Raw genomic sequence first — 16070 nt, 5'->3', positions numbered from 1 at the left:
CTATTCAGGAGTGCCACATGTCATCTGAAAAACTGTTTTCCCCACTGAAAGTGGGTGCTATTACGGCAGCAAACCGCGTATTTATGGCGCCACTGACGCGTCTGCGCAGTATTGAGCCTGGCGACATCCCTACTCCGCTGATGGCCGAGTATTACCGTCAACGCGCCAGCGCGGGGCTTATCATCAGCGAAGCGACGCAGATTTCCGCACAGGCGAAAGGCTATGCCGGAGCACCCGGCTTACATAGCGAAGCGCAAATTGCCGCATGGAAGAAAATCACTGCTGCCGTACACGCTGAGCAAGGTCATATTGCTGTCCAGTTGTGGCACACTGGACGCATCTCTCACGCCAGTCTGCAGCCAAACGGTCAAGCTCCAGTTGCACCTTCTGCGATTAGCGCTGGAACCCGCACCTCGCTGCGCGATGAAAACGGCCTGGCAACGCGTGCCGATACCTCAATGCCACGCGCGCTGGAAACTGAAGAGATTCCGGGCATCGTTAATGACTTCCGTCAGGCGATAGCAAATGCGCGCGAAGCGGGTTTCGATATGGTTGAACTGCACTCTGCCCACGGCTACCTGCTGCACCAGTTCCTGTCGCCAACGTCTAACCAGCGTACCGATCAATACGGTGGCAGCGTCGAAAATCGTGCGCGTCTGGTGCTGGAAGTGGTTGATGCCGGTATTAAAGAATGGGGTGCCGATCGCATTGGTATTCGCGTCTCCCCGATTGGCACTTTCCAGAACGTAGACAATGGTCCGAACGAAGAAGCCGATGCGCTGTATCTGATTGAACAATTGGGCAAGCGTGGAATCGCTTACCTGCACATGTCTGAGCCGGACTGGGCCGGTGGCGAGCCGTATTCCGATGCGTTCCGCGAAAAAGTGCGCGCGCGCTTCCACGGCCCTATCATTGGTGCTGGTGCTTACACCCCAGAAAAAGCAGAAGCGCTGATCGAGAAAGGTCTGATCGACGCCGTTGCTTTTGGTCGCGCCTATATTGCTAACCCGGATCTGGTGGCGCGTCTGCAACGCAAAGCAGAACTGAATCCGCAACGTGCCGAGAGCTTCTACGGCGGCGGCGCGGAAGGTTACACCGACTATCCTACCCTCTAACGTCACAATCTCCGTTCTGCCATTGATAGCGGCGTAACAACGCCGCTATACTAAAACAACATTTTGAATGTATTAGCCATTTTCGAAGGGGAAAAAGATGCGTTTACTCCATACCATGCTGCGCGTGGGTGACCTGCAGCGTTCCATCGAGTTTTATACCAACGTGCTGGGCATGAAGCTGCTGCGTACCAGCGAAAACCCTGAATACAAGTACTCTCTGGCTTTTGTCGGCTACGGTCCTGAAACCAGTGAAGCAGTAATCGAACTGACCTATAACTGGGGTGTCGACAAGTATGATCTGGGTACTGCCTATGGCCATATCGCCCTGAGCGTAGACAACGCGGCTGAAGCCTGTGAACGTATTCGCCAGAATGGCGGTAACGTAACGCGTGAAGCAGGTCCAGTAAAAGGCGGCACCACAGTGATTGCGTTCGTTGAAGATCCGGACGGCTACAAAATTGAGTTGATCGAAGAGAAAGACGCCGGGCGCGGCTTGGGCGATTAATCACCCCCTCGGGCGCAGATCGTCTGTGCCCATAGTTTTATACTCATCATTTTGCCATAATACGCGCTGCAATTTTCCCGTATTAAGAGACCCAGATGTCCGATAACGCTCAACTTTCCGGTCTGTGTGACCGTTTTCGTGGTTTTTATCCTGTCGTCATTGATGTCGAAACCGCAGGGTTCAATGCCAAAACCGATGCGCTGCTTGAGATTGCCGCCATCACACTGAAAATGGATGAACAAGGCTGGCTGATGCCGGACACGACGTTACATTTCCACGTAGAGCCGTTTGAAGGTGCCAATTTGCAACCGGAAGCGCTCGCCTTTAACGGTATTGACCCTAACAATCCGCTACGCGGTGCGGTCAGCGAATATGATGCTTTGCATGCCATCTTCAAAATGGTGCGTAAAGGCATTAAAGACAGCGGCTGCAATCGGGCAATCATGGTGGCGCATAACGCTACGTTCGACCACGGTTTTATGATGGCGGCGGCAGAACGCGCCTCGCTCAAACGTAATCCGTTCCATCCATTTGTCACCTTTGATACGGCGGCATTAAGCGGCCTGTCACTGGGGCAGACTGTGTTGTCAAAAGCGTGCCTGGCGGCGGGAATGGAGTTTGACGGGAATCAGGCGCACTCGGCGCTGTATGACACCGAACGTACGGCCGTGCTGTTTTGCGAAATCGTTAACCGCTGGAAACGTCTCGGCGGTTGGCCTCTTCCCGTGCCTGAAGAAGCGTAACGGCGACATAAAAAAAGCGACCATTTCAGGTCGCTTTTTTACTTCTGCTGGTATTACTCAGCGTCCGGCTCTTCGGTTTTGTATTTCGCTGCTGTTTCTTTAATCAGCTGCTGCAACTCACCGCGCTGGTACATTTCGATCAAAATGTCACAACCGCCAACCAGCTCACCATCAACCCACAGTTGCGGGAAGGTCGGCCAGTTTGCGTATTTCGGCAGTTCGGCGCGAATATCCGGGTTCTGCAGAATATCAACGTAAGCAAAGCGTTCACCACAGGCTGACAGCGCCTGCACAGCCTGTGCGGAGAAACCGCAGCTTGGCAGTTTAGGGGAACCTTTCATGTACAGGAGAATCGGGTTTTCAGCGATCTGGCGCTGGATTTTTTCGATAGTGGTGCTCATTATCTTGCTTCCTTAAACTTCTTTTACGGCAGTAGTCTGACATTGTAACGGGTCAGACAGGCAACGGAAAATAACATTTTCATTACGCGTTATTATTTTATCCCCTGACGCTAAAAGTTGCATTCACAATCTCACTTATCCCCTTCAAACATGTGGATTTGATTATCCGTTCACCAACTCAAACGTTAATTGCTGTTTTTTTTTGCGGTCGGTTACGAAACATAGTTTTAAACAAAAAAAGCTATTAACTTTCCCTCTTTCTATAGATTAGAATCATCAAGTTTTGAAAATCACACGCAGGCACGATAGACCTGCCTTACCAGAGGACTGCTCAGTGGCGCGGATAAACCGAATCTCGATCACGCTCTGTGCTTTGCTTTTTACTACACTGCCTTTTACGCCTATGGCTCATGCTTCCAAGCAGGCCAGGACGACACCTACCAGTACTCACCCACTCAAGACGGTAGATAAAAAGAAAAGCGCAACAACCAGCCAAAAAACAACAAAGACCAGCAAGAAAACGGCGACAAAGACCACCAGCAAAACCAGCACCAAAACCGCTTCCTCTTCTAAAAAACGCACAGCCACTCCGGCAAAGTCGACTAAAACTGCAAATCGCCGTGGTAAAACTGCCGCAGCACAAACCGCAGCCGTTACCTGGACGGAAAAATGCACACCGCGCAAAGGTCATAAACCACGCTGCGTGAAGGTGAAAACCACTGCACCGACTACGCTTGCTGACGCACATAAAGTGAAAGTGCAGAAAGCTACTAAAACCGCTATGTCCACATTGATGAACCAAATCGGTAAACCTTATCGTTGGGGCGGCTCCTCGCCAAGAACCGGGTTTGACTGCAGCGGTCTGGTTTATTACGCCTATAAAGATCTGGTGAAGTTCCGCATTCCGCGTACCGCGAATGAAATGTACCATCTGCGTGATGCCGCACCAATTGAACGTGGCGAACTGAAAAATGGCGATCTGGTATTCTTTCGTACCCAGGGTCGCGGAACAGCCGATCACGTCGGCGTCTACGTCGGCAACGGTAAGTTTATTCAGTCACCGCGCAGCGGGCAGGAAATTCAAATCACCTCTCTGAGCGAAGATTACTGGCAGCGCCACTATGTGGGCGCTCGTCGGGTAATGACGCCAAAAACAATTCGCTAAAAACTTACCCTACAGAACATGCTGTAGGGTAAGTTCTTCTTTTGCATAACCTTTCAATTTGCTACCCTATCCTTACTCACAATGAGGCTATTGTGTGTACTCAATATAAATAATAAGGAGAGAAGCAATGTCGTTTGAATTACCTGCATTACCGTATGCCAAAGATGCTCTGGCACCGCACATTTCTGCCGAAACGCTGGAATATCACTATGGCAAACACCATCAAACCTACGTGACCAATCTGAACAATCTGATTAAAGGCACGGCGTTTGAAGGCAAATCACTGGAAGAGATCGTTCGTAGCTCTGAAGGCGGTGTATTCAATAACGCAGCACAAGTATGGAACCACACGTTCTACTGGAACTGCCTGGCACCAAACGCAGGTGGTGAACCGACCGGTAAACTGGCTGATGCAATTGCCGCCTCCTTTGGCAGCTTTGCAGATTTCAAAGCGCAGTTCACCGATGCCGCTATCAAAAACTTCGGTTCTGGCTGGACCTGGCTGGTTAAAGGAACGGATGGCAAACTGGCTATCGTTTCCACCTCCAACGCAGGTACTCCGCTGACCACCGACGCGACGCCGCTGATGACCGTTGACGTATGGGAACACGCCTACTACATCGATTATCGCAATGCCCGTCCAGGCTACCTGGAACATTTCTGGGCACTGGTGAACTGGGAATTTGTTGCGAAGAACTTCGCAGCATAAAAAAGATAACGCAGAAGGACTTCCTTCTGCGTTTTTGCATTAATTCGCGGTAGTGAAAGCCTCTTCAGGCTGTCTTCTTGCGGAAATGAACACCAGTAGCAGCGCAAGACCCGCCACAATCGCCCCCATCACCGGTACAAAACTGTAGCCCAGGCCGCCAGATATCACCGCCCCACCGGCCGCAGCCCCCAGAGCGTTCCCCAGATTAAACGCGCCAATATTGACTGACGATGATAATCCAGGCGCTTCGCTGGCAACGCGCATCACACGCATCTGCAACGGTGGAACGACCGCAAACGTCGCCGCGCCCCAGACCACCATACTGACCGCCGCTCCCAGCTCATTACGCGCAAGGAAAGGAATGGCCAGCATAATAACCATCAGCAGCAGTAAAAAGCCTTTCAGCGTACCGTTGACTGAACGGTCAGCCAGTTTGCCGCCAAAATAGTTACCGATCGAGAAGCCAACGCCTATCAACACCAGCATCCCGGTAACAAATGCCGGTGTAGCATGAGTGATAGTATGCAGAACCGGCGAGATGTAGGTATACAGCGTGAACATCGCCCCTGCACCCAGTACGGTAGTCAGTAACGCCGACAGCACCTGTGGGCGCATCAACACCGCCAGTTCGCTGCGGACATCCGGGCGCTCTCCTGCTCCACCCTTGGGTAATGAGAAGAACAGGCTGACCATCGCAATGACACCCAGCCCCGCAGTGGCCATAAACGACATGCGCCAGCCGATGGTTTCACCAAGCCAGGTCGCCGCCGGAACGCCGCCAATATTGGCGATGGTTAACCCCATAAACATCGTTGCCACGGCGCTGGCCTGCTTATGTTTGGGTACCACACTGGCTGCAACCACAGAACCGAGACCAAAAAAGGCTCCATGGTTAAGACTGGTCAAAATACGCGATAGCATCAGCGTGGTGTAATCCGGCGAGATAGCCGAAAGAACATTACCCAGCGTGAAAATCGCCATCAGGAATATCAAAGCATTACGTCGCGCACGATGAGACAGCAGCAATGTCATCAGCGGTGCACCTACCATCACACCTACTGCATAAGCGCTGATCAGCATGCCAGCCGCCGGAATCGAGACGTCCACACCTTTGGCAATGACGGGCAACAACCCCATTGGCGAAAACTCGGTGGTGCCAATACCAAACGCCCCGATTGCCAGCGCCAGTAAAGGGTAATTGATTTTCATATTTCGACTCCATATCGTCGAGCCGTGGCACGACATAAAATAAGAGTCAAAAGCATGACATTGATCGCAAAATTAATAAAGTTAACAAAACTGCAAAAGACTTTTGCTTATTCGCAAACAATGGAGGGGAAAAACGAGTCGAAGGGATGAGGGAGAGCTAACTCCCTCGGGGAAATCAATGCAGCGCTGCGGTCAGACCACCCGCGACGATCAAACCCAGAACAATAATGGTAGTCACTAACGAAAATTTCAGATCGGTGCTCATCAAGTTTTCTCCTTTTTATTCCCACACAAAAAGTGATATTGCGCATTTTTACACACTTGAAAGCAAAAATCTCTCACGATTTATATTGATAACTGCTTTTAACTCTTCCCCTTTTCGTTAAGATCAGACAAAATTCCACGCTTACTTGATTAGCGTACCGGCCATTGACCCCTTCCTGACGTTCCGTGTCGTTTTCCCGGCGTGCCGCAACCCTTACGTTGCGATAAGGGTGTGTAAAGGCAAACGTTTACCTGGAGTATTCTCAGGAGCTTAGGATATGGTCTGGAGTGAGATGTAATGGCAACAATTAAAGATGTAGCGAAGCGAGCAAACGTTTCCACTACAACCGTATCACACGTAATTAACAAGACGCGCTTTGTCGCGGAAGAAACACGTAATGCTGTCTGGGCAGCAATCAAAGAACTGCACTATTCTCCGAGCGCAGTTGCCCGCAGCCTGAAGGTAAATCACACCAAGTCTATCGGCTTGCTGGCGACCAGCAGCGAAGCGGCCTATTTCGCCGAAATTATCGAAGCCGTTGAGAAAAACTGTTTCCAGAAAGGCTATACCCTGATCCTGGGTAACGCATGGAACAGTCTCGAAAAACAGCAGGCTTATCTGTCGATGATGGCGCAAAAGCGCGTTGATGGTCTGCTGGTGATGTGTTCTGAGTATCCGGAGTCGCTGCTTTCGATGCTCGAAGAGTATCGCCATATCCCGATGGTCGTCATGGACTGGGGCGAAGCAAAAGCCGACTTTACTGATACGGTCATTGATAACGCCTTCGAAGGCGGTTACATGGCGGGCCGGTATCTGGTAGAACGCGGTCATCGTGAGATTGGCGTGATCCCTGGCCCAATGGAACGTAACACCGGGGCCGGGCGTCTGGCTGGCTTTATGAAAGCGATGGAAGAAGCGCTGATTAAAGTGCCTGAAAACTGGATTGTCCAGGGCGATTTTGAGCCTGAATCCGGCTACCGCGCCATGCAGCAAATTCTGTCGCAGTCTCATCGTCCGACCGCGGTCTTCTGCGGTGGCGATATTATGGCAATGGGTGCGCTGTGCGCCGCTGACGAAATGGGACTGCGCGTACCGCAGGATGTCTCACTCATCGGCTACGACAACGTGCGCAACGCCCGCTTCTTCACGCCGGCCTTGACGACCATTCACCAGCCGAAGGATTCACTGGGTGAAACGGCCTTCAACATGCTGTTAGACCGTATCGTGAATAAACGTGAAGAGTCACAGTCTATCGAGGTGCATCCGCGCCTGGTTGAGCGTCGCTCCGTTGCCGACGGTCCGTTCCGCGATTACCGCCGTTAAGCCTGTTGTGCGGGAGTCTCATCTGGCTCCCGCAGCCATTCCTTGTTCAACGTTTCACTATCTCCTAAATAGTCCAGCAGCCAACTCAATGCCGGTGACGTATCGTTCTGCTGCCATGTCAGGCAGCATGCGGCATCAGGAAAAGGGTTCTCCAGTTGCAGCGCAACCCATTTACCGCTATCGATCCACGGCTTGGCAAAATGCGTCGGTACCATGCCCACGCACAATCCCGCGGACAAACAGGTCGCAGAAGATTCCCAGTCCGGCACGACGACGCGCTTTTGGTTGTCCAGCAGCCAGGTAATACGCTTCGGCAATGTTCGGGAGGTATCTTCGCGCACCAGTGACGGCCAGTTGCGCAACGTGTCATCACTTAGCGGTCCAGGCATTGACGCTAGTGGATGATGGCTGGCTACCACGCAGCTCCAGCTCAGCATTCCCATGTCGCGGAAGGTATAGCGCCCCCCGACCGGAATGGCCTGTGTGGCCCCGATGGCCAGCTCCACACGCCCATCAGACAGTGCGTCCCACACGCCGTTAAACACTTCCTGAAAAACTAACAACTCCACATCATCAAAGTGACGGTAGAAATCCACGATCATCTGTCGGGTACGATCCGGGCGGACAATGTTATCGACGGCGATCGCCAACTGTCCGCGCCAGCCGTTGGCAATTTGCTGACATTGCTGGCGCGTGATCTGCATTTTTTTGATAACAGAGCGGCCTTCTTTTAAAAACCATGCCCCGGCAGGCGTTAATTCCACATCCCGATGGCGTCGCTCAAAAAGTGGCACCGCCAGCCACTCTTCCAGCTGGCGCACGGTGTAGCTTACCGCCGAAGGTACACGGTGCAGCTCCTGCGCGGCCGAACTAAAACTGCCGTTACGCGCAACCGCATCAACCACTTCAAGTGAATATTCCGACCACATATTCTGCCTGCAAAAAATTTGAAATCAGTAAGCAAATATTAGCGTTTCACAGCGAGAATTACACTCACTACACTCAGCGGCATTGTTCTACTGCTAAAAAAGAGAAATGATGATGCAACCTGGGAAAGGGTTTTTAGTCTGGCTGGCAGGTCTTAGCGTGCTCGGTTTTCTGGCAACGGATATGTATCTACCCGCCTTTGCTGCTATTCAGTCCGATCTGCAAACACCTGCATCTGCCGTCAGCGCCAGCCTGAGCTTGTTCTTAGCGGGGTTTGCCGTCGCGCAACTGCTGTGGGGGCCGCTTTCTGACCACTATGGCCGCAAGCCTATTTTGCTGCTGGGTTTATCTATCTTCGCACTGGGCAGTCTGGGCATGCTATGGGTTGAAAACGCCACTGGTCTGCTGGTACTGCGATTTGTTCAGGCCGTTGGCGTCTGTGCGGCATCGGTTATCTGGCAAGCGCTGGTTACCGATTATTATCCTTCACAAAAAGTAAACCGCATCTTTGCCACTATTATGCCGCTGGTCGGGTTATCTCCTGCACTCGCCCCGCTATTAGGTAGTTGGATCCTGGTACATTTTTCCTGGCAGGCCATTTTTGCCACTCTGTTTGCCATTACTCTGATTCTGATGCTTCCGGCTCTGCGTCTAAAGCCAACGGCTAAAGCGCGCGATGACAGCCAGGATAAACTGACTTTCGCCACCTTGCTGCGCTCGAAAACTTACCGTGGAAACGTGCTGATTTATGCCGCCTGTTCCGCGAGCTTTTTCGCATGGCTGACGGGTTCCCCGTTCATCCTCAGCGAAATGGGTTATAGCCCAGCGGTGATTGGTCTGAGCTATGTTCCGCAAACTATCGCCTTCTTAATTGGTGGTTACGGCTGTCGTGCAGCGCTGCAAAAATGGCAGGGTCGTCAGCTGCTGCCCTGGTTACTCATTCTGTATGCCTTCAGCGTTGTAGGCACCTGGGCGACCGGCTTTATTCATCATGTTGCATTGGCTGAAATCCTGATCCCATTCTGCGTTATGGCGATTGCGAACGGCGCGATCTACCCTATCGTTGTCGCGCAGGCATTACGCCCTTTCCCACAGGCCACGGGACGCGCAGCCGCATTGCAGAATACGCTGCAACTGGGTTTATGCTTCCTGGCAAGCCTTGTCGTTTCCTGGTTGATTGCCACCCCGCTGCTCACCACCACCAGCGTTATGCTGACAACAGTATTGCTGGCTGCAGTGGGTTACAAAATGCAATCGCAGAAAACTGACGCCCCGCAAACAGATGATCGTGCGCAAGTTGCCCACGGAGAGTCGCACTAATAATGGTTGCGGGCATTTAGTTAGCCCGCTAACAATTATCGGTTGAATCGTCAAAAATTCAGGCATATACTGATTTACAGTTGTTAAAAAAACGATAATTTTAATGCGTTAACGGGGACAAGAACGTTCCCGTTTTACCACGGATGGCCTTTTCGGCAAGGGTTTCTCCCTTCCTCTGTTCTACGTCGGATTATAGATTCGCGGATTAATTCCGTGAGATTTCTCACAAAGCCCAAAAAAGCGTCTACGCTGTTTTAAGGTTCTGATCACCGACCAGTGATGGAGAAGCTATGAGTTCATCATGTATAGAAGACGTCAGCGTACCGGATGATGACTGGTACCGCATTACCAATGAATTATTGAGCCGTGCAGGTATTGCTATTAATGGCCCTGCACCGGCTGATATTCGAGTAAAGAACCCCGATTTTTTCAAACGCGTATTGCAGGAAGGATCGTTAGGGTTGGGTGAAAGTTATATGGATGGCTGGTGGGAATGCGACCGGCTGGACATGTTTTTTAGTAAAGTCTTGCGCGCCGGTCTTGAAAACCAACTCCCCCGCCACTTTAAAGATACGCTACGTATCGCCACGGCTCGCCTGTTCAATTTACAGACCAAAAAACGTGCGTGGATGGTCGGCAAAGAACATTACGATTTGGGCAACGATCTCTTTACCCGCATGCTTGACCCCTATATGCAGTATTCCTGCGCCTACTGGAAAGATGCCAACACTCTGGAATCTGCCCAGCAGGCGAAGCTCAAAATGATTGCTGAAAAATTGCAACTGAAGCCAGGAATGCGGGTGCTTGATATTGGCTGTGGCTGGGGTGGTTTATCCCAGTTTATGGCATCGCAATATGGCGTGAGCGTGGTGGGTGTGACCATTTCGGCAGAACAGCAGAAAATGGCACAGGAACGTTGCGCGGGGCTGGATGTCACCATTTTGCTGCAGGATTATCGCGACCTGAACGACAAATTCGACCGCATTGTCTCCGTCGGCATGTTTGAACATGTTGGACCGAAGAACTACGCCACCTATTTTGAGGTGGTCGATCGTAATTTAAAACCGGATGGTCTCTTTTTACTGCATAGCATCGGATCCAAAAAGACCGACAATAACGTTGATCCGTGGATCAATAAGTATATCTTCCCAAACGGGTGTTTGCCGTCAGTTCGCCAGATTGCCAACGCCAGCGAACCGCATTTTGTGATGGAAGACTGGCATAATTTTGGCGCGGATTACGACACGACGCTGATGGCATGGCACGAGCGTTTCATGAGATCCTGGCCTGAAATCGCCGATAACTATACCGAACGTTTCAAACGGATGTTCAGCTATTATCTGAACGCCTGCGCCGGGGCGTTTCGTGCTCGAGATATTCAGCTATGGCAGGTGGTATTTTCCCGCGGTGTTGAACACGGTCTGCGCGTTCCCCGCTAATCTTTTTCGCCCCCGTAGCAACGGGGGCTTTACTCTCAGGCTTAGGCTCCCGCTTCGCCCGTTATGTTGCTGATGGCGCTTTCACGCGCCGCCAGGACACGCTCAACGGTATCAACCACCGCCTGCGTTTGGGGATCGATTTCGATATTAACCCGTGCGCCCAGCTTTTTCTTGCCAAGCGTCGTACGCTCCAGCGTTTCCGGGATCAAATGCACACAGAAACGTGTCGGCGTCACTTCACCGACCGTCAGACTGATACCGTCAATACCAATAAATCCTTTGTACAGGATATATTTCATCAGCGACGGATCCTGGACTTTAAACCACACCTGACGGTTATTCTCCGAGGTCAGAATTTTCGACACTTCGGCAGTGGTCATAATATGGCCCGACATTAAATGTCCGCCAATCTCATCACTGAATTTTGCCGCACGTTCAACGTTAACCAAATCTCCAACCTTCAGATCGCCCAGGTTGGTGATACGCAGCGTTTCTTTCATCAGGTCGAAGCTTATCTGGTTACCGTTAATTTCGGTGACCGTCAGGCAGCACCCATTGTGGGCAACCGATGCACCGGTCTCCAGCGCATCCAGCATATATTCAGGCAACTCCACAACATGCGTACGAAAATTTGGTTTTTCATCAATGGACACCAATTTTGCGGTGCCCTGCACAATACCCGTAAACATACTTCCTACTCCTGAACTCAATTAAGACATCTCTGCACAGCACAATAGCAGGTGGAAATTCAGGTTGCCAGCAATGCGCCACCAGCGCCTGTTTTTTCACTGGAGAATTACGTATTCCTCGCTACAATAGACTGAAATTTCCCCTGCTTTTTCTCCTTGCTGCCATATAAGGCGGCTTTTTTAGTCTCTCAAATAACAACAATATAGTGGTGTACACGTGCAAAAGTATGTAAGTGAAGCGCGTCAGTTATTAGCTCTGGCAATTCCGGTGATTCTTGCGCAAATCGCTCAAACCGCAATGGGATTCGTTGATACCGTCATGGCGGGCGGATACAGCGCGACGGATATGGCGGCAGTCGCCATTGGTACGTCCATCTGGCTACCGGCCATTCTGTTTGGTCACGGACTACTGCTGGCGTTAACGCCGGTAATTGCGCAACTCAATGGTTCCGGACGCCGCGACCGTATCGCTCATCAAATACGTCAGGGATTCTGGCTGGCGGGCAGCGTCTCCGTGCTGATTATGGTTGTGCTATGGAATGCGGGGTACATTATTCGCTCCATGCATAACATCGACCCGGCACTGGCGGATAAAGCCGTTGGCTACCTGCGTGCCCTGCTGTGGGGCGCACCGGGTTATCTGTTCTTCCAGGTAGCCCGTAACCAGTGCGAAGGATTAGCCAAGACTAAACCGGCGATGGTGATGGGATTTCTCGGCCTGCTGGTGAACATTCCGGTTAACTATGTTTTCATCTATGGGCATTTAGGCATGCCGGAACTGGGTGGCGTGGGTTGTGGTGTGGCAACAGCAGCGGTTTACTGGGTGATGTTTATCGCCATGCTCTCTTACATCAAACGTGCGCGTTCAATGCGCGATATCCGTAATGAGCGTGGTTTCCAGAAACCTGACACCGCAGTAATGAAGCGTCTGGTACAGCTGGGTTTACCTATCGCGCTGGCGTTATTTTTCGAAGTGACGTTGTTTGCGGTGGTCGCGCTGCTGGTTTCTCCACTGGGGATTGTCGACGTAGCCGGACACCAAATCGCACTGAACTTCAGCTCGTTAATGTTCGTCCTGCCAATGTCTCTGGCTGCCGCCGTCACCATTCGTGTCGGTTATCGTCTGGGCCAGGGTTCCACGCTGGATGCGCAAACCGCAGCCAGAACGGGTCTGGGTGTTGGTGTGTGCATGGCGGTCGTAACGGCAATTTTCACCGTGACATTCCGCGAGCATATTGCCCTGCTCTATAACAATAACCCGGAAGTTGTCGCCCTGGCGGCTCAGCTCATGTTACTGGCCGCTGTGTATCAAATTTCGGACTCTATCCAGGTTATTGGCAGCGGGATCCTGCGTGGTTATAAAGATACGCGTTCCATTTTCTTTATTACCTTTACGGCATACTGGGTGCTGGGTCTGCCGAGCGGTTATATTCTGGCGCTTACCGATCTGGTAGTTGACCGGATGGGACCGGCGGGATTCTGGATGGGCTTTATTATCGGCCTGACCTCAGCGGCGATACTGATGATGCTGCGGATGCGGTTTCTACAACGCCAGCCGTCAGCGGTTATTTTACAACGCGCTGCGCGATAACCTCATAAAAGCCGCCGCCAGGCGGTTTTTTTCGCCTCAAAAGGGGCTGGCGTTTTTAGCGTTCATCCACGCTTCACTAATGGGATGCCTGAAATGCAGTTCACTGGCATGTAGCATCAGCCGTGACGTTTGTTCAGTCCCCGGCAGCAGACGTCCACCGTACAGATCGCACCCCAAAATAGGATGTCCCAACTGCTGACAATGGATCCGTAGTTGATGGGTGCGCCCGGTTTCAGGGGTCAGTTGCACCCGCGTCAAGGGGAGCAACGTCCCCTCTTCCTGACGATGATAAAAACGCTCGACAACCTGATAGCGCGAGCGTGCGGGTTTGCCGTTGAGAGCACAAATTGACATCAATGGAAACAGCGCCGGGTCTTTAGCAATCGCTGCATCGATAACCCCTTCGTCGTTTTCCAGATGCCCGCATAACAGCGCGCTGTACACCTTAGTGACCGTACGCTGGCTGAACTGCTGGCAAAGCGCAGCGTTGATAGCCTTGTTACGAGCGACTACCATCAGCCCAGAAGTGCCGAAATCTAGCCGATGTACCAGCGTGCAGCCAGGGTAAATCTGTACCAGGCGGTGATGTACCGAATCGAGATTCTGCGGATTTCTCCCCGACAAGCTAAGCAGTCCGCTGGGTTTATTGATGAGCACCAGATGCTCGTCCTGATAGAGGGTCTCTATCTCGTCATGGCAAGGCGGGGCAATAAAGGTATCGAGGATCGTAGACATCAGGCGGCCAGAATGAAGTGTGGGCACGGATGATAACGAATTTTCACCGCAGTGGCGAATCGGGGCGCTGACACAATGACTGGCATGGTAGAGTGTGATTTATCCTGAGTGCGATGAGAGGGTTACTCTGTGCAACAAATCGATTTTTACATGGTGGATGCCTTTACCACCACGACGTTTAGCGGTAATGCCGCAGCAGTCTGTCCGCTCACGGACTGGTTGCCCGATGAAACATTATTAAAGATGGCGCAGCAGCATAACCAGTCAGAAACCGCTTTTTTTGTCGCCAATGAGAATGGTTTTGAGCTGCGTTGGTTTACCACTCAGGGAGAAATCAATCTTTGTGGACATGCCACGCTTGCCGCCGCGCATGTCATCTTTGAACATCTGAATTACCCGGAAACGAAAATCCAATTTGCCACCCGCTTTGTGGGACCGCTGACGGTCACGCGCAGCGGTGAATGGCTGACGCTTGATTTTCCGGCCTGGCAAAGCGAATCTGTCGTGCCACCTGCTTTACTGCTGGAAACATTAGGCATCACCGAATACAAAGAGGTGCGCGTGGCACGCGACTACATGGTGGTGCTGGAAAATCAACAGCAGGTTGAGGCTGTGCGCCCCAACATCCACGCCATGCTTCCGCTGGGGAAAATGGTGTGTATCACCGCGCCGGGTGACGGGAAATACGATTTTGTCAGCCGTTTCTTCTGCCCGGGTGAAGCCGTCGCGGAAGACCCAGTCACAGGCTCGGCACATAGCATGCTGATCCCATACTGGGCTGCAAAACTGAATAAAACACAGATGCTGGCGCGCCAGGTCTCTGAACGCGGCGGGGATTTACGCTGTCAGTTAGCAGGAACGCGTGTTTATATCAGTGGCCAGGCGATAACTTATCTGACCGGTAAAGTGCTGCTGCGCTAGCAGCCTTACCCGCAATAACCAATCCATGGAGGATTTATGTCGAACAAACTCGTGCAGATACACTTTGATTTTCATGGTCCGTTTGGGGCTGAGATGTCGAATCAGCTCGTTGAACTGGCAGAATCAATCAACCAGGAGCCGGGGTTCATCTGGAAAATCTGGACCGAGAACGAAGCAAATCACGAAGCGGGAGGCATCTACCTGTTCCAGGACGAAGACACCGCTCAGACCTATATCAAAAAGCATACCGCCCGCCTGAAGCACCTGGGTGTGGAGGAAGTAACGTTCAAAATCTTCGATATCAATGAACCGCTAAGTAAAATTAACCACGGTCATATCAGCTAAACTTTTGCCTTAGACGCCCCCTCCCGGGGCGTTTCTTCATTTCCCCCTGCTTTCCCCTTTCAACAGCGATATCCCCGTCACCGCTCCAGGACAGTGATTTAGCCTGTGCCACGTTTGCAGTAGTTCACAAAATCAGCGTTAGCGAAAACTATCGCTGGCCGAACGAACTATGAAGGAGTATAAAATAATACAAACAGTATTATTTTATACAAAATGAATCACAAACTGCGACTGGAGATTCTCATATGACCGCGGACATTACACTGAACTCATCTGCTGGAAGCTTCCCGCCAGCAGGTCATTACTCGCACAGTACAACGGCTGGCGGATTCGTGTTCATTTCCGGGCAGTTGCCGGTCACTTTCGACGGCGAGAAAAAAGCGGATGCTTCTTTTGAAGATCAAACCCGGCTGGTACTCAAGAATATTGATGCTTGTCTGGCTGGTGCTGGGGTATCGCGTCAGCATCTGGTGTCTGTTCGCGTCTATGTGACGGATATGAACCAGTGGCCGACGTTTAACAAAATCTATGGAGAGTGGATCGGTGATTTCCGTCCATCCCGTGCAGTAGCAGGTGTTGCGGAACTTCATTATGGTTTTGCGCTGGAAGTTGAAGCTATTGCGTTGGCCCCGCAAGCGTGACGTTTAACAACATACAGGTGAACAACA

Annotated in this window: 18 protein-coding genes; 12 read left to right on the top strand and 6 right to left on the bottom strand. The window is 51.7% G+C overall.

What is annotated here, in order from left to right:
* Positions 1–17: 17 nt before the first annotated feature.
* From OGX86_RS06795 to rnt, 3 genes are all read left to right on the top strand, one after another.
* Complete coding sequence (locus OGX86_RS06795; RefSeq protein ID WP_032943320.1) at positions 18–1115, top strand: alkene reductase; 1098 nt, start codon at positions 18–20, stop codon at positions 1113–1115.
* A gap of 97 nt (positions 1116–1212) precedes the next feature.
* Positions 1213–1620 carry a lactoylglutathione lyase gene (gloA, locus tag OGX86_RS06790; RefSeq protein WP_003832762.1) on the top strand — a complete coding sequence of 136 codons (408 nt, stop codon included), beginning with the start codon at positions 1213–1215 and terminating at the stop codon, positions 1618–1620.
* Between the two features lie 95 nt (positions 1621–1715).
* Complete coding sequence (gene rnt / locus OGX86_RS06785) at positions 1716–2363, top strand: ribonuclease T (protein ID WP_048226615.1); 648 nt, start codon at positions 1716–1718, stop codon at positions 2361–2363.
* A 53-nt stretch (positions 2364–2416) separates the two neighbouring features.
* Here the strand turns inward: rnt and grxD are convergent, their stop codons facing one another.
* Positions 2417–2764: a monothiol glutaredoxin 4 gene (grxD, locus tag OGX86_RS06780; protein ID WP_003832760.1), complete on the bottom strand. Its 348-nt coding sequence runs from the start codon at positions 2762–2764 to the stop codon at positions 2417–2419.
* A 334-nt stretch (positions 2765–3098) separates the two neighbouring features.
* Here grxD and OGX86_RS06775 point away from each other — a divergent pair, with 334 nt between their 5' ends.
* Positions 3099–3929: a C40 family peptidase gene (locus OGX86_RS06775; protein ID WP_008784666.1), complete on the top strand. Its 831-nt coding sequence runs from the start codon at positions 3099–3101 to the stop codon at positions 3927–3929.
* Positions 3930–4056: 127 nt separating this feature from the next.
* Positions 4057–4638 (top strand): superoxide dismutase [Fe], encoded by a 582-nt coding sequence (sodB, locus tag OGX86_RS06770; protein WP_003029205.1) that lies wholly within the window; start codon positions 4057–4059, stop codon positions 4636–4638.
* Positions 4639–4677: 39 nt separating this feature from the next.
* On the opposite strand, the gene OGX86_RS06765 is transcribed toward sodB, so the two are convergent.
* Both OGX86_RS06765 and cydH read right to left on the bottom strand, forming a co-directional pair.
* The gene (locus OGX86_RS06765; protein WP_008784665.1) at positions 4678–5847 is read right to left on the bottom strand and encodes an MFS transporter; all 1170 of its coding nucleotides are present in this window, start codon (positions 5845–5847) and stop codon (positions 4678–4680) included.
* 175 nt (positions 5848–6022) lie between these two features.
* A complete protein-coding gene (gene cydH / locus OGX86_RS06760) occupies positions 6023–6112 on the bottom strand; it encodes a cytochrome bd-I accessory subunit CydH (protein ID WP_003029209.1) in 90 nt (29 codons plus the stop codon).
* Positions 6113–6409: 297 nt separating this feature from the next.
* Here cydH and purR point away from each other — a divergent pair, with 297 nt between their 5' ends.
* The gene (gene purR / locus OGX86_RS06755) at positions 6410–7435 is read left to right on the top strand and encodes an HTH-type transcriptional repressor PurR (RefSeq protein WP_003832757.1); all 1026 of its coding nucleotides are present in this window, start codon (positions 6410–6412) and stop codon (positions 7433–7435) included.
* Here the strand turns inward: purR and punR are convergent.
* On the bottom strand, positions 7432–8364 hold the full coding sequence (gene punR / locus OGX86_RS06750) for a DNA-binding transcriptional activator PunR (RefSeq protein WP_003029215.1): 933 nt from the start codon (positions 8362–8364) through the stop codon (positions 7432–7434). The genes purR and punR overlap by 4 nt on opposite strands.
* Before the next feature lie 112 nt (positions 8365–8476).
* Between punR and punC the strand changes: the two genes are divergently transcribed.
* Both punC and cfa read left to right on the top strand, forming a co-directional pair.
* A complete protein-coding gene (gene punC, locus OGX86_RS06745; protein ID WP_032943314.1) occupies positions 8477–9682 on the top strand; it encodes a purine nucleoside transporter PunC in 1206 nt (401 codons plus the stop codon).
* A 290-nt stretch (positions 9683–9972) separates the two neighbouring features.
* A complete protein-coding gene (gene cfa, locus OGX86_RS06740) occupies positions 9973–11121 on the top strand; it encodes a cyclopropane fatty acyl phospholipid synthase (protein ID WP_048226621.1) in 1149 nt (382 codons plus the stop codon).
* Between the two features lie 41 nt (positions 11122–11162).
* On the opposite strand, the gene OGX86_RS06735 is transcribed toward cfa, so the two are convergent.
* Positions 11163–11810 (bottom strand): riboflavin synthase, encoded by a 648-nt coding sequence (locus OGX86_RS06735; protein WP_003832752.1) that lies wholly within the window; start codon positions 11808–11810, stop codon positions 11163–11165.
* Between the two features lie 217 nt (positions 11811–12027).
* On the opposite strand from OGX86_RS06735, the gene mdtK reads away from it, so the two are divergent.
* A complete protein-coding gene (mdtK, locus tag OGX86_RS06730; protein ID WP_008784661.1) occupies positions 12028–13401 on the top strand; it encodes a multidrug efflux MATE transporter MdtK in 1374 nt (457 codons plus the stop codon).
* Positions 13402–13437: 36 nt separating this feature from the next.
* Here mdtK and OGX86_RS06725 read toward each other — a convergent pair whose 3' ends face one another.
* A complete protein-coding gene (locus OGX86_RS06725) occupies positions 13438–14136 on the bottom strand; it encodes an RluA family pseudouridine synthase (RefSeq protein ID WP_048226623.1) in 699 nt (232 codons plus the stop codon).
* Positions 14137–14265: 129 nt separating this feature from the next.
* Here OGX86_RS06725 and OGX86_RS06720 point away from each other — a divergent pair, with 129 nt between their 5' ends.
* From OGX86_RS06720 to OGX86_RS06710, 3 genes are all read left to right on the top strand, one after another.
* Positions 14266–15057: a PhzF family phenazine biosynthesis protein gene (locus OGX86_RS06720; protein ID WP_136391838.1), complete on the top strand. Its 792-nt coding sequence runs from the start codon at positions 14266–14268 to the stop codon at positions 15055–15057.
* A gap of 36 nt (positions 15058–15093) precedes the next feature.
* On the top strand, positions 15094–15402 hold the full coding sequence (locus OGX86_RS06715; RefSeq protein WP_008784658.1) for a monooxygenase: 309 nt from the start codon (positions 15094–15096) through the stop codon (positions 15400–15402).
* Positions 15403–15647: 245 nt separating this feature from the next.
* Positions 15648–16043 carry a RidA family protein gene (locus OGX86_RS06710; protein WP_008784657.1) on the top strand — a complete coding sequence of 132 codons (396 nt, stop codon included), beginning with the start codon at positions 15648–15650 and terminating at the stop codon, positions 16041–16043.
* Positions 16044–16070 lie beyond the last annotated feature (27 nt).

The sequence above is a fragment of the Citrobacter sp. Cpo040 genome (assembly GCF_030332915.1).
Taxonomy (GTDB): Bacteria; Pseudomonadota; Gammaproteobacteria; order Enterobacterales; family Enterobacteriaceae; genus Citrobacter; species Citrobacter portucalensis.
The sequence above is the reverse complement of the archived record's forward strand: the minus strand, read 5'-3'. Positions and strand labels throughout refer to the sequence as shown.